The sequence below is a fragment of the Caballeronia sp. SBC1 genome (genome assembly GCF_011493005.1).
Classification (GTDB): Bacteria; Pseudomonadota; Gammaproteobacteria; order Burkholderiales; family Burkholderiaceae; genus Caballeronia.
In genome coordinates, this window is sequence record NZ_CP049156.1 from 2,376,535 (window position 1) to 2,389,950 (window position 13,416).

Consider the following 13,416-nt stretch of genomic DNA (forward strand, 5'->3'; position numbering starts at 1 on the left):
GATGCACTGAGGCATTGCTGCGCGGACGCACTGACGGCCGCGTGGCTCCAGTTAGCTGATCAAAGCTTTGCCACCACGTTGATTTCACCGTGCTCGATCAAGTCCTGCAGTGTTTTGCCGAGCGCCTGGATATGCGGGGTCTGATTGTGTTGCGCCAGCGCAGCCTCGCTCAGCCAGCGTTCGAAGAATACAAACCGGCGTGGCTCCTTGATGTCGCGATGCAGGTCATATTGCAACGCGCCGGGTTCCTTGAGCGTCGGCGCCACGATGCCCTGCAGAACCTCCTTCAGCTTGTCTTCGTTGCCCGGTTTAGCGACAAAGGTTGCGACCACGGCGATTTCTGTCATGACTTGACTCCAGATTAAAGAATCAAGCATAACGTCGACGCCGCACGCTCGCTGAAACGGCTTTTGAACCGACCAGAAAAAAGCCCGCGTTCCCTTGGGGAGCGCGGGCAAAAGCCGTCGCCCTACGAGGATAGGCGACGGGGCCATCGAGATCCGCTTGGCCAGCGGACCGCAATTCGTGAAAAAATTGGCGGCATAGGGCGACTGGAAGCAGGACACCGCTTCACGCGGGCACCATGCAGATTACATGCCATAGATACAATGTAATCCCTATGCGGTTGATTCCTATAAGCTTTCCCGCACATAAAAAACTAGAAACAGCACTCGAACCGAGCAATGTAACTACTTGCTGTAACGTGACCCCGACATCATGAAAGGTCCACTTCCATCCCTCCGAGATCCTTCGCCCGAAGCGTAACGCGGCGACCGCGTTCACTCGCGCGCGTTACCGCGCATTCGAATGCAAAAGGCATTTTCAAATGCTTCATCTAAATCTCAGACGCATGAAAAAACCCGCCTGAACTTCGGGCGGGTTGGTCGCGGGTTGGTCGCGGGTTAGATCGCTGGTTAAATACTACGCGCAGTCTTTTGGTGACATTCAGCTTACTGATTCAATCTGCTGATTCAGCTTCCTGAACCAGTCCACGGAAGCTCGCCCGATGTGCTTCAATGCAACTGATCGTCGAGCAAGCCCATGATCTGGCGCGCTTGCGGCGACGAATCGACGTTGCCTTTGCTGTCGATAATCGACACGCGCGTCTGCGTTTCCGTCAGCGCCCGCACGTTGATCTCGTAGTTCTTGGCTAGCTTCTCTTTCTTACCGTGGAACACCTGGTTCCAGAAGCCCTGCTCCGCCGACGTCATGTCCTTCGGGTCGACGTACCGGACGAAATAAATGCCGCGGCCACGGTCACGGTCATCGACAGTGAAGTTCGTCCGGTCGAGCGCCAGACCCACACGCAGCCAGGCACGATCGTAGGGCTCCGGCAGGTTGATCTCAACCGAGCTGGCTTCCGGTATGACGTCTTCCTTGATCGGCGTCTGCGCGGCGAGTGCGACGTTCTGCGCCGCCCTCTGCGCTGAAGTAGTGGCCGTGGGCGAGCTCGCTGCCGCGGCTGCAGCCATGGCAGCGTCGGTCGCGCCGGTCTGGCCGCTAGCCTGACGCGCGTCGGCCAGTGCAAGGTTCGCCATCAAGCGCTTCAGGTATTCGCCTTCCAGGGCGGGATCGTTCGGCTTGGCCTGCCACTGGCTTTGATCGTTGTTGGTTCCCGTCAGCGCTTCGCGCATGCCCTTCTGACTGATGAACACATACGTGCCGCCGTTCGGCGCTGCCTCGAGCCGGGTGCGGTACTTGTTGCGTTCGGCTGCAACGTATGAATTGCCTGTCGCCATTGAAAGCGTGTTGCGAATCAGCCCGTCCGAGATCTGCGGATGGGTTTCGTTCCAGTCGGTTTCCATGACGCCCTTGTCACGCGCGTCCACGACAAGCAGAAAGCCCTGTTCCTGCCAGAAACGACGGATCTGCGGCCAGACTTGGTCTGGCGCTTTGGTGTCGATGACCAGCCAACGCTCCGTGCCGTCACGCTGAATATGCATGCCTGACACGGGCGGGATGACCGTAGGCGCGTTCGGCGCAACCTTCTGCACTTGCTGGAGCTCCGATAGCGACGCCTGGCCGCCCTGCGGCGGCAAAGAGCGCTGATCCCCCGTTTCGTCGAGCAGATTGGGCGGAACAGCGAGGGAAGCCTGTTTTGCCCGGGCATCGCTCTTGTAATTGATTGCATTGGGAGACGACGTACCGCATCCGGCAACAAGGCCTCCCACCATCAAGAGGGCTGCGACCTTCAAAGCCGGCTTGTTCACACGAAAATCTGTCATGTTTGGGAAATCCTTCCGCTACGCCACGGCGTTTTCCGTGGATCAACCAAGCATTTTACCGGTCCCACGCGCCGCCGTGCAAAAACAGTGTCCTTGACGGTCGTACCGCCGGGATGACACGGCACAGCGAGGTCGCCTGGGCGTGAATTCCACGCGGTGAAATTTGAACGGACTCCGCGCGCCCGGATGCACAGATACACCCGAATCCGCCCGCTCTTGGACGCTTTCGTGCATCCGTTCGCACGCCCTGCGCGGCTCCCTTTCCTCGTCCACCGAAGTCCACCTTCAATCTCATAAATCACTCACCAGACGATCAATAAGACAATTTATGACATTCACTCTTGCTTTGTCCTAGTCTATTTTTCGCAACCAACATATTGTTTAATAAGCACTTTTAACTAATTTTTGAGACGTTTTTAAAGACCCTACAAGACAATTCCTATCTCGATTTTTTTAAGCATCGCTATCCTAAAATTGGTTCTCGATAACAAGAACGGCCACGAGAACGGAGTAACACCATGCCTCACCTCAAGTCCCTCACCCCTCTTCGGGCAACCGCTGCCGCGCTGGTGATTGCGGCAAGCGGACCGGCGTACGCACAACTGGGCACCACCGTCGCGATCGCTGCGTCCGGCACATCGAGTTCGTCCAACCCCGCGGATGCCACCACTCCTGTATTGCATCAGGCCACGAACAACGCGGTGCGCTGGCAGGAATCGACCGATGCCAATCAGATTCGCGTGCGCCAGTACGTGTCTTCCTCGGGACAGGTCTATGCCGTCAGTTGGGACGGCCCGGCCATGCCCGATGTCGCGGTACTGCTCGGCACGTGGTTCGATCGGTATAGGCAAGAAGCGAGCGCAGCGCTGCCCAATGCGAGCGGGCTGCACTCATCGCGAGTGAGCAGCAGTGACCTGATGGTGGAAACGGCAGTGCGCCTGCGCGACTTCAGCGGCCGTGCCTGGCTCCCCAGCGCGTTGCCGGCCGGGGTCACGGCAGCAGACATTGAATAGGGGCGACCATGCGAAACCTGACTTGCATACTTATCACGGCGATTGTTGCCGTTAGCTCCACGATGTCCGGCTGTGGTGGTGGTGGCGGTGGCAGCAATGATTCAACCAGCGCCGCGGCACCCGCGGCAAGTTCCCCGGCTGCCGCAAGCGCGCCGTCGGCATCTAGCGGAGCACCTGCTGCCAGCGCGCCTGCTGCCGCGGCACCTGCCCAACCTGCTACACCTGCGAGCGCGCCAGCCAACACGGTCGCTCAATCGACCACCCCCAACGTTCTGCCCATCACCGTTGCACAAATTGCGACCGGCACTCGCAACATGCTGCAAACTAGCGTGACGATCTGCGTTCCGGGAACAAGCACGTGCCAGACGATCAACAATATCCAGGTGGATACGGGCTCGCAGGGATTGCGCATCCTTGCGTCCGCGCTCGCGCCAACTTTAACGCTGCCCTCCGTGACGGCCAGCACGGGTGCGACCGTGGCAAGCTGCACCGTATTCGGCTCGGGTTACACATGGGGTTCGGTGCGCAATGCCGACGTGCATCTGGCCGGCGAGGTGGCAGCGGCGACATCGATCCAGGTCATCGCGGACCCGGCTATTCCGGCCGTGCCCACGGACTGCAGTAACTCGGGCCTGCCGATGCTGACCGCTACCGCACTGCGAAGCAACGGTATTCTCGGCGTGGGCCCATTCAGCGCCGACTGCGGCAGCGGCTGCGCCACGACCGCGTTGCCACGCTGGTACTACGGCTGCTCTTCCGGCGCGTGCGTAGCAGCTACGCTGCCAGTTGCACAACAGGTGACCAATCCGGTGAGCCGATTCGCCACTGACAACAATGGCATTGTCATCGACCTTCCCGCGGTCGCCGCCACCGGAGCCGCGAGTGTCACCGGCACGATGACGTTCGGAATCGGCTCACAGTCGAACAATCTGCTGGGCAGCGCTCAGGTCCTCCCGAGTAACTCGATGACAGGGTTTGTTTCGACCGCCTTTCAGGGGCAAACCTACAGCACGAGTTTCATCGACAGTGGCTCGAACGGCCTGTTCTTCGCACTGAGTTCGGTACCGACATGCGGCGCCTGGTTCTGTCCAACCGCCGTGCAAACCCTGTCTGCAACTGTTGCCGGCAACAATGGCGCGACGAGCAACGTGACGTTCACAATGGGCAATGCGACGTCGCTGTTCGGAAGCGGCAACAACGCATTCAGCAATCTGGCGGGACCAGGAAGCAACTACTTCGACTGGGGCCTGCCCTTCTTCTTCGGGAGACGCGTCTTTACCGCGATCGAAGCGAGTGCGACACCCGCGGGTAATGGTCCTTACTACGCGTTCTAGGCCCTTTAGCATGTGCCGCGGCGGCTCCTGATAGTCGAGCTGCCGCAGCATACACCGAAGGCTTCGTCACGATCCGCGTGCGTTAGGGTTCTCCCAGTTCCGCGTGCTCGCGAGCAAGCATGTTGTGTTACCAGCAACAGCGCCGCTTGCCCGTCCCGCAAAGCGCATCCACATCCACATCCACATCCACATCGTCCAAAAATACCTCATGGAGCTAATCGTCTTGGAGACACGCACGCGCATGATTGAATCCGTGCGTCTTCACGCCCCCTGATCTTCCTTGTGTAAAAAGCGCAACTCAACACGCCGATCGTTTGCTAGACAAGTCACAAGCGCACGTCGGTCTCGCATCCGGCAATCCGTTCCTGGCGATGCCCGGCCATAACCTCGTGCCTGCACTGCCGTCGTCACGCCGCCTGATATCAGATACCGCCGGACAGTCTCGGCACGCTGATGCGAAAGCCGCCGGTTGTAGGCCTCGCTGCCTAAGCGGTCAGTCAAACCCGACACGATAATCGACGACACAGCGCCGTCGCCCTTCACGTCCTCGATCAAACCATCGAGCCTCTCACGGCCTTCCGACGTGATCGATTCAACACTGCTCCCGTTGAACGCGAATATTGCGTCGACAGGTAATGCAACCAGCCTGGGTAGTGAGTTGTTCGAACTCAAGCCTTCCTGCGGAATCACGCAACTGTCAAGACTCTGCCGTGCTTCACCGAGCGCTGACTCGACCATGTCGGCCTTGATTTTTGCCTTGCCGAACTGGCGGGTCCAAGCATCGTGGCCCGCATGCATCAGCTTGACTTCGGCGCATGCTGTCTGCTTTTGCGCCAGCGGACAATAAACAAACCGCGGATCGGCGATGATCGCCTGCAGGCTCGTCGTCAGGTCCGGACGCAACGCCGCGACCGTCCGCAGTGACGGGTTCTCGGGCGACAACGGCTGTGTACCTTCAAGTCCCGCCGTCAGGTGTGCAGCTTCGCCGATCGACTCTTCTACAAAGCCCCAGCGATCTCCTGCATCGGTCTCGCCTTTTGCCACATCAATCCAGCATTGGTCCTTGTAACCAAAATAGTTGTCCTTGCGATGATCCAGTTGGTCGAGTCGTGCTTGCAGAAGTACCAGCACCTCACGAGGTTTTTCAATTTGCCCATAGACACTGCCCCAAGGCTCCACAGCGGCACCCGCCTGCGTGCTTTGCTGCGTGCCGAACCCTGTTTGCAGAACGGTGGGATCCTGGATGCCCAGGCTGTCACGCAGTTCCGTGTTGGCGCAGCCCGCCAACGCATAGATGCAGGCTGCGGCGAGGATAATGTTTTTCATGGTTCAACTCGGTGACATCCACGGCGCCTCGGGCACCGTGGACTTTGCTGTGCGTATCGCCTGTGACGGCGGCAATGTTCAATTCACTACGCTGGTCAACCGCCGAACACGTACCCCACGCCCGCTCGCACGATGGTGCTGTTGCCACCGGACGACGACACTCCGCCGTTGAAGTTGATATTGCCCTTGTCGTTCCAGCGCGAAACGCCGATGCCCATTGCCGCCTGCCCGCGATAAGCTGCGATACCCGCATTCAGCGTCGTTCGTCCTGGCAGGTACGGTGTCACGACGTTGAGCGCCGACGCAGACGCAATCCCCTTGCGGGTGTTGCGGTCGAGGTCGCGAATTTGCTGATCGGTATTGTTGAAGCGCTGATCGGTATAGCTGTTGGCCTGACTAAGCGTGGAACTGGCTGACTGGTTTAACTGGCTCAGGTTGACGGCATCCGTTGCCAACGTACCAGCCGCGACGTTGGTGATCTGCCGCTCACTGCCCACCGCGCCCACCGATACCGACGACGCGCGATCTGCCACCGAGCCCGCCCCCAGCGCCACTGAATTGGCCGCGCTGGCCGTGGCATTCGCACCCATCGCAACAGCATGCGTACCGCTCGCAGTCGCTGCTTCAGTTGATGTATCTCCAGCAGCGCTGTAAAGCGCGCTGCTTGATGTCACGAAGTTGCTGACGTGGGTAACGATATCGTTCAGCTGACCGACGTTCACGGCGTCGGTAGCCAATGTCCCGGCCGCCACGTTATGGATTGCCGTGCCGCCGGCAATCCCCTGTCCGAGCGTGACGTTGCCGAAATCCGTCGCGCCGCTTGCGTCCTTGTCATAAGCGAGTGCGGTGACTGCCTTGCCAGTCTGGTCGACCAGACCTGCACTCTTCATTTGCCCAACGTTGACTGCATCAGTGTCGGCCGTTCCTGCCTGGACATTGGTGATCTGACGCTCATTGCCCGCTGCGCCCACCGACACGCTATTCAAGCGGTCCGCCACCGAGTTCGCGCCGACGGCAACTGTGTTGCCAGCAATGGCCTGCGCATTACCGCCGATCGCAGTGGCGTTGAGGCCACTTGCGCTTGCTGCGGCAAGCGTTGTGTTCGATACCAAGTATTTGAGCGCTGCACCGTTCTGCAGGCCGTCGACAAGTTGCGCCGTCTGGAACAACTGGTCACCGTTGACCGCGTCCGTGCTGCCTGCTTTTACGACTCCAGCCGCGACGTTGTGCAACGCAACTGGCGACGCGGCGCCCGAACCACCCAGCGTCACGCTGCTTCGATTAACCGAGCCATCCGCCTTTGAATCGTAGGTAATGGCGGCGATCGTATTGCCCGTCGAATCGATCAGGCCCGCGTCCTTGAACTGCGCCACGCTGACTGCGTCGTGATCAGCGGTGCCGGCCTTGACGTTAGTAATCTGCCGTTCGTTGCCCGCCGCACCCACCGATACACTATCCGCGCGATCAGCTACCGAGTTGGCACCAAGGGCGACCGTATTGTCCGCCGTGGCTTGCGCGTTGCCGCCGATCGCGGTGGCGTCCAGGCCGTTTGCTTTGGCTGCTGCAAGCGTTGTGTTCGAGTTGAAGTACTTCAGTGCGGCCCCGTTCTGCAGACTGTCGACAAGTTGCGCAGTCTGGAACAACTGGTCGCCGTTGACTGCGTCCGTGCTGCCCGCTTTCACGTCCCCGGCCGCAACATTGTGCAAGGCCACCGGCGCAGTCGCGCCCACGCCGCCAAGCGTCACGCTGCTTCGATTAGTCGTGCCATCCGCTTTGGTGTCGTAGGTAATGGCCGCAAGCGTATTGCCCGTCGAATCGATCAGGCCGGCGTTCTTCAGTTGAGCAACATTCACCGCGTCCTGATCCGCCACGCCGGCCTTAAGGTTCGAGAGGATCGTGCCACCGGTTCCACCCAGCACGACGTTCGATTTGCTGTCGTCCGTGTACGCAAGTTTCAGCGGCTCCGCACGGGTCAGCGTGGCGAGCGAGGTAGCAACGTCTTGTACGTTTGTATTGGTCGCGTTAAGTTGGGCGCCGTTGACCGCGTCACTGCTTTGCGCGCTCAACGCGGCCGCCTTCAGGTTGGTGAGCGTCACTGCAGGCGCAGGTGTCGATCCTGGCGTTCCAGGCGATGCCGCGCCCAACGTAATCACGCTCTTGTCGACACCGTCATACGCCACAAAGGCATTCGTCATCGTTCCTAGCGCATTCGTGGTCGCGCCAAGTGCCTTTATTTGGCTCATGTTGACTGCGTCTGTTGCGCTAACCGCAGCCGCCACGTGCACGATACGCCGCTCCGACCCAACGTCGCCCACGGACACCACGTTGTTCAACGAGCCATCGCTGTTCGCGCCGAGCACGACGCTGTTTTTCCCTCTCGCCGTTACGTTGCTGCCCAGCACGAACGAATCTGCGCCAAACGCCACGTTACCGTTTCCGACCGCGTAGGTACCCGCTCCGCCCACGACGTTATCCTTGCCGATCCCGCCCGCGCCGGCGGCGTAGACCTGCGTAGCCGAGCCAATTGCGAGCGAATCCGTGGCGTCCGTGTCTACGCTCGTGCGCCAACCCATGGCAAGGCCATGGTCCGAATAAGCACTTGTGCGAACGCCGAGCGCAGTGGATTCATTGCCCGTTGAGGACACCCCCATTCCAACGGCCGCCGAGCTCGCCGTCGCGCTCGTGTAAGAGCCCACCGCAACGGAATAATCCCCGGCCGCGTGGGCATTCACGCCGATTGCAACCGCATTCGTGCCGACGGCTGTGGTGGGAGTTGTGCCGTCGATTGCTCCTGACACGATCAACTGATCCGGTGTCAGACCGGACCCGGATAAGGCAACTGCTCCAAGCCGGCCCGCACCTTCACTGCCCACCCCTGACACGCGTGGCGCGACAGCGCTCAATGCCTCGCGTACTTGCGATGAATAGACCCGAGCGCGTTCGTTCGAAACCTTCGCGAGGTTGTCAACAAGCACAGCACTCGATACTTGCGGCACCACCATCAAGGAGACGGGTGCAAGCGCCAGGAACACTGCTGTGCCCATTCTTGTCCGGCGACTGGAGCACGCGATCTTTGAAAGACCATGCGAGTCAGCCTCACACAGGCCCGCGGACGTTTCATTTTGCTTCTTCAATACCACGCGCTGCGTCTTGTTCATTTCTTTTGCTCACTCAGGTCTCAGACACGCGGACGCGCCCTCGGAATCATTGGCATCGGGTCACGGATGGTCGATCGATCCGGACCGACGACTTGAGCGTGCGCAGGAATGCACAGAGCCGCCGAATTGCTTCGGGAGCCAGCAGACAGTGATCAATGTGGTTCCTGTCAGGCAGAAAGCCGGTAGCACGCTCGTGTGCCACTGTGACAGGTCAAGATAAATTTCCCCTATCAGTAAACTCTTAAAACGACGGGAGATAGGCCATTTGGTAGAGGTTTTGAGCGTGTTATACTGACCTTATGTATTTATTTGACAGCAATCATCACGAGGCGATATCCCTTAACAGGCCTCGCGTGTATCCTGATCGAGCTAAAACATTGAGCATGCATTCAGACAAGCAAGCACCGCCCGAGGGACAAAAACCCACTACCCCAAATGCAAAGACGGCGGCGTGGTTCGCCACGCCGCCGTCTTGATCAAGCAACATCCAACTAACTTCCAACCCACCTTCACACTTCGAGCGTGATATCCAGAAAAACCACGCTTGCCTCCACCTTGCTCTTTATTGCATTTGACCGTCATGACAATTGCTACGCCGCGCGATCGTCCTCGTCGAAGATTTTTTGTGCCAAATGAAACGCCGAGTTTGCTGCTGGCACCCCACAATAAATAGCCGTCTGCAGGAGCACTTCCTTGATTTCCTCACGCGTCACGCCGTTGTTTTTCGCAGCCCGCAAATGCAGCGCGAGTTCTTCGCTGCGGTTGAGCGCGACCATCATCGAAATGGTCAGGAGGCTGCGGGTATGGCGCGGCAAACCCGGGCGCGTCCAGATATCGCCCCATGCGTAGCGGGTGATCAGGTTCTGGAACTCGGTCGTGAGATCCGTGCGGTTCTCAAGCGAGCGCGTGACGTGCGCATCGCCAAGCACAGCGCGGCGTACGCTCAAACCCGCTTCGTAACGTTCGTCTTCGGTCATGTCAGGCTCCCAGGAACTCAAGCAGCGTTTTCGTGTAGACGTCCGCTTGCTCGATATTCGACAAGTGCGCAGCATCGAGTTCGACATAACGCGCGCCCGCAATGTATCCGGCCAGTTCTTGCCCTTGCGCAGCGGTCGTGGACTGGTCATGCGTGCCCGAAATAACCAGCACCGGCGCCTTGATCGTCTTCGCTTCTTCGCGCGCATCGGCGTCGCGGATCGCTTCGCAATTCGATGCATAACCTTCGCCCGACGTGTGACGGAACACGTCGCGAATACCCGACAGCATTAGCGGCTGTGCGGCCATGAAACCAGCCGTGAACCAGCGCGGCAGAACGGCGTCGGCCAATGCAGGCATACCGCCCTCCTCGCGGGCTTTCGCCGCCCGGGGCGTCCATATTGCGTCCGAGCCGATCAGCGCCGCCGTGTTCGAAAGCACCACGCGCTCGAAGCGCTCCGGGTGGCGTGCAGCGAGCGCGATACCGGTCAGCCCGCCCATCGACAAGCCGCAATAGTGCGCGCGCTTGATGCCGAGTGAGTCGAGCAAACCGATCACCTCGCCTACGAGCTGGTCCAGCGTGTACGGACCCTTGGGCGCGTCCGAACGGCCATGACCGCGCGTGTCGTAACGCAGCACGCGATATTTAGCCGCGAGCGTTTCGACTTGCGGTGTCCACATGGAGACGTCGGCACCGAGCGAATTCGACAACACGAGCCAGGGTGCGTCGCTCCCGGCGGTGGCATCGATACGATAGAAGAGTTGAATACCGTTGACGGCGGCAAAAGGCATTACGGAAGACTCCTGGATAATTGTGATCGATGCCCAACCAACGCGGCATCGACAAAAGCGTGCGCCTGGCCCACGTAGTTCGCGGGATCGAGCAGGGCTTGCAGTTGGACAAGAGAGAGATGTTGCATGACATGCTCGTCGCTCGCGAGCACGTGGTAAAGGGTCGCGCCGGTTGCCACGGCCTGCTTCGATGCATGCTCCACGAGCGTGTGCGCGTCGAGCCTGCCAATCCGGTCGCCGAGCGCGAGCATCACGGCTTCGCCGAGAATCAGTCCATGCGTGAGATCCAGATTGGCTGCGAGCCGGTCGGCGTTCACTTCAATATTCGACACGATCGCCGTGATCTGCGCGAGTGCGCCGCCCGTCAGGCGGGCAAGATCGGGTAGCGCTTCCCATTCGGCCTGCCAGCCGCCGAGCGCGCGCTCATGCTCCTGAACCATGCCGCTGAACACGGTCGCGACCAGATTCGGCGCGCGCATGGCGGCCGTTAAGACAGCTGCGCAGCCCACGGGGTTGCGCTTGTGCGGCATCGTTGACGAACCGCCCTTACCCGCCGCAGCCGGCTCGGCCAGCTCGCCGACTTCCGTCTGCATCTGCAGCGAGATATCGCGGGCGATTTTACCCAGCGTACCCGTTAGCATGCCGAAACATGCCGCCGCTTCCGCGATCCGATCGCGTTGGGTATGCCACGGCAACGAAGGAAGTTGCAGGCCGAGGTCATCAGCAAGCGATTGGGCGACCAACGGCGCCTTGTCCCTCAAGCTTGCTAACGTGCCCGCCGCGCCGCCGAATTGCAGTGCAAGCACGCGCGAGCGGCACTGTGCAAGACGCTCGCGATGCCGAGTCAACGCATCGAGCCATTGAGCGAATTTAAGGCCGAGCGTGATCGGCAAGGCCTGCTGAAGCCAGGTCCGGCCGATTGCCGGCGTTGTCCGGTATTTCTCCGCCTGAAGTGCGAGCGCGTCGCACGCGTCATTCAAACCGGCATCCAACAAATCGAACGTGGAACGCAGTTGCAAGACAGTACCGGTATCGATAATGTCCTGGCTCGTCGCGCCCCAATGCACGAATTTCGCGGCATCGGCGTCCTGGCTTTTGACCGCGGCGGTCAGTTGCTTCACCAGCGGAATCGCAAGATTGCCGCCGGATGCGGCGCCGGCCATCAACGCGTCAGGATCAATCAGGTCGGCATTGCAAGCAGCCGCGATCGAATCGACCGCGCTCGCCGGAATCACGCCATGCAAAGCCGATGCCCGCGCGAGCGCGGCCTCCACATCCAGCATCGACTGAACGGTCTGACGCGCGGACCACACGGCATTCATCTCGCGCGTGCCGCAGATCAGGTCCGTCAGCCGTCCAGCCGCCGAAAATGTCGGCTCAGACATCACACACGCTCGATAGCGATCGCAATGCCCTGACCCACACCAATACACATCGTGCAGAGCGCAAAGCGTCCGCCGGTCCGATGCAGCTGATACGTCGCGGTGGTAACCAGACGTGCGCCGCTCATGCCGAGCGGATGACCGAGCGCGATTGCACCGCCGTTCGGATTCACGCGGGGATCGTCGTCGGCAATACCGAGCATGCGCAGCACAGCCAAACCTTGCGATGCAAACGCCTCGTTCAGTTCGATCACATCGAATTGATCGATGGTCATGCCCAAACGCTTCATCAGCTTTTGCGACGCCGGCGCCGGTCCGATGCCCATCACGCGCGGCGGAACACCTGCTGTTGCAATGCCCAACACGCGCGCACGCGGCACGAGGCCAAAACGCTTGGCGCTGTCTTCATCGGCGAGGAGCAGAGCCGCCGCGCCGTCGTTCACGCCCGACGCATTGCCCGCCGTCACCGTGCCATCCGGACGCACGACGCCCTTCAATCTCGCGAGCGCTTCCATGCTCGTTTCACGCGGATGTTCGTCCTGCGAAACCAGCACCGGCTCGCCCTTTTTCTGCGGGATAGACACTGGCACGATCTCTTGCGCGAGCGTGCCATCCTTCTGCGCGCGCAATGCTTTCTGCTGACTGCGTAGGGCGAACGCATCCTGATCTTCGCGGCTCACCTTATAGTCAGTCGCGACGTTTTCGGCCGTTTCCGGCATGGAATCCACACCATGCAGTTTCTTCATCAGCGGATTGATGAAACGCCAGCCGATGGTCGTATCGAAGATCTCTGCCTGACGCGAAAACGCCGTGGTCGCCTTGCCCTGCACAAACGGCGCACGGCTCATGCTTTCCACGCCGCCCGCAACCATCAGCGCCGCTTCGCCCGACTTGATCGCCCGCGCGGCCACGCCGATTGCGTCCATGCCCGATCCGCACAAGCGGTTGATCGTCGAGCCAGGCACGCCATCGGGCAAACCGGCCAGCAGCGCGGACATGCGCGCGACGTTACGATTGTCTTCGCCGGCCTGGTTCGCGCAACCGAAGATCAGGTCGTCGATGGCGTTCCAGTCCACGTCTTTGTTGCGCTCCATCAATGCGCGCAGCGGCACGGCGCCCAGGTCATCGGCACGAACTGAGGACAACGCGCCGCCGTAACGGCCGACCGGGGTGCGAATCGCGTCGCAAATAAAAGCTTCTTTCATTCACTT

The 13,416-nt window shown here is 60.2% G+C and carries 10 protein-coding genes; 2 read left to right on the top strand and 8 right to left on the bottom strand.

The features are described 5' to 3' along the window. Nucleotides 1-59: 59 nt before the first annotated feature. Nucleotides 60-347 (bottom strand): putative quinol monooxygenase, encoded by a 288-nt coding sequence (locus SBC1_RS10345; RefSeq protein ID WP_165091815.1) that lies wholly within the window; start codon nt 345-347, stop codon nt 60-62. Nucleotides 348-1,013: 666 nt separating this feature from the next. Continuing rightward, entirely contained in the window at nt 1,014-2,225 is a 1,212-nt protein-coding gene (gene bamC, locus SBC1_RS10350) for an outer membrane protein assembly factor BamC (RefSeq protein WP_165091819.1), read from the bottom strand. A 518-nt stretch (nt 2,226-2,743) separates the two neighbouring features. Between bamC and SBC1_RS10355 the strand changes: the two genes are divergently transcribed. Together SBC1_RS10355 and SBC1_RS10360 are read left to right on the top strand one after the other, a co-directional pair. Then, nucleotides 2,744-3,238: a DUF2844 domain-containing protein gene (locus SBC1_RS10355; RefSeq protein WP_165091821.1), complete on the top strand. Its 495-nt coding sequence runs from the start codon at nt 2,744-2,746 to the stop codon at nt 3,236-3,238. A 314-nt stretch (nt 3,239-3,552) separates the two neighbouring features. Next, nucleotides 3,553-4,572, top strand: coding sequence for a DUF3443 domain-containing protein (locus tag SBC1_RS10360; RefSeq protein ID WP_371826726.1), 1,020 nt, complete (start codon nt 3,553-3,555; stop codon nt 4,570-4,572). A gap of 261 nt (nt 4,573-4,833) precedes the next feature. Here SBC1_RS10360 and SBC1_RS10365 read toward each other — a convergent pair whose 3' ends face one another. The 6 genes from SBC1_RS10365 to pcaF form a co-directional block, all read right to left on the bottom strand. Further along, entirely contained in the window at nt 4,834-5,898 is a 1,065-nt protein-coding gene (locus tag SBC1_RS10365) for an OmpA family protein (protein ID WP_165091828.1), read from the bottom strand. A gap of 95 nt (nt 5,899-5,993) precedes the next feature. Continuing rightward, nucleotides 5,994-9,056, bottom strand: a complete 3,063-nt coding sequence (locus tag SBC1_RS10370) for a YadA-like family protein (protein WP_165987596.1) — start codon at nt 9,054-9,056, stop codon at nt 5,994-5,996. 590 nt (nt 9,057-9,646) lie between these two features. Next, nucleotides 9,647-10,033 carry a 4-carboxymuconolactone decarboxylase gene (gene pcaC, locus SBC1_RS10375; protein ID WP_165091834.1) on the bottom strand — a complete coding sequence of 129 codons (387 nt, stop codon included), beginning with the start codon at nt 10,031-10,033 and terminating at the stop codon, nt 9,647-9,649. A gap of 1 nt (nt 10,034) precedes the next feature. Beyond that, entirely contained in the window at nt 10,035-10,823 is a 789-nt protein-coding gene (gene pcaD, locus SBC1_RS10380) for a 3-oxoadipate enol-lactonase (protein ID WP_165987598.1), read from the bottom strand. Then, entirely contained in the window at nt 10,823-12,208 is a 1,386-nt protein-coding gene (locus tag SBC1_RS10385; RefSeq protein WP_165091839.1) for a 3-carboxy-cis,cis-muconate cycloisomerase, read from the bottom strand. The genes pcaD and SBC1_RS10385 overlap by 1 nt, the downstream gene beginning before the upstream one ends. Beyond that, a complete protein-coding gene (gene pcaF / locus SBC1_RS10390) occupies nt 12,208-13,410 on the bottom strand; it encodes a 3-oxoadipyl-CoA thiolase (protein ID WP_165091842.1) in 1,203 nt (400 codons plus the stop codon). Before pcaF ends, SBC1_RS10385 begins: the two co-directional genes overlap by 1 nt. Nucleotides 13,411-13,416: the final 6 nt, after the last annotated feature.

Coding starts and splice junctions, on each gene's coding strand:
- pcaD (WP_165987598.1), bottom strand. CDS start 10,823: ATGCCTTTTGCCGCCGTCAACGGTATTCAACTCTTCTATCGTATCGAT.
- pcaC (WP_165091834.1), bottom strand. CDS start 10,033: ATGACCGAAGACGAACGTTACGAAGCGGGTTTGAGCGTACGCCGCGCT.
- SBC1_RS10355 (WP_165091821.1), top strand. CDS start 2,744: ATGCCTCACCTCAAGTCCCTCACCCCTCTTCGGGCAACCGCTGCCGCG.
- SBC1_RS10360 (WP_371826726.1), top strand. CDS start 3,553: ATGCTGCAAACTAGCGTGACGATCTGCGTTCCGGGAACAAGCACGTGC.
- SBC1_RS10365 (WP_165091828.1), bottom strand. CDS start 5,898: ATGAAAAACATTATCCTCGCCGCAGCCTGCATCTATGCGTTGGCGGGC.
- SBC1_RS10345 (WP_165091815.1), bottom strand. CDS start 347: ATGACAGAAATCGCCGTGGTCGCAACCTTTGTCGCTAAACCGGGCAAC.
- pcaF (WP_165091842.1), bottom strand. CDS start 13,410: ATGAAAGAAGCTTTTATTTGCGACGCGATTCGCACCCCGGTCGGCCGT.
- SBC1_RS10385 (WP_165091839.1), bottom strand. CDS start 12,208: ATGTCTGAGCCGACATTTTCGGCGGCTGGACGGCTGACGGACCTGATC.
- bamC (WP_165091819.1), bottom strand. CDS start 2,225: ATGACAGATTTTCGTGTGAACAAGCCGGCTTTGAAGGTCGCAGCCCTC.
- SBC1_RS10370 (WP_165987596.1), bottom strand. CDS start 9,056: ATGAACAAGACGCAGCGCGTGGTATTGAAGAAGCAAAATGAAACGTCC.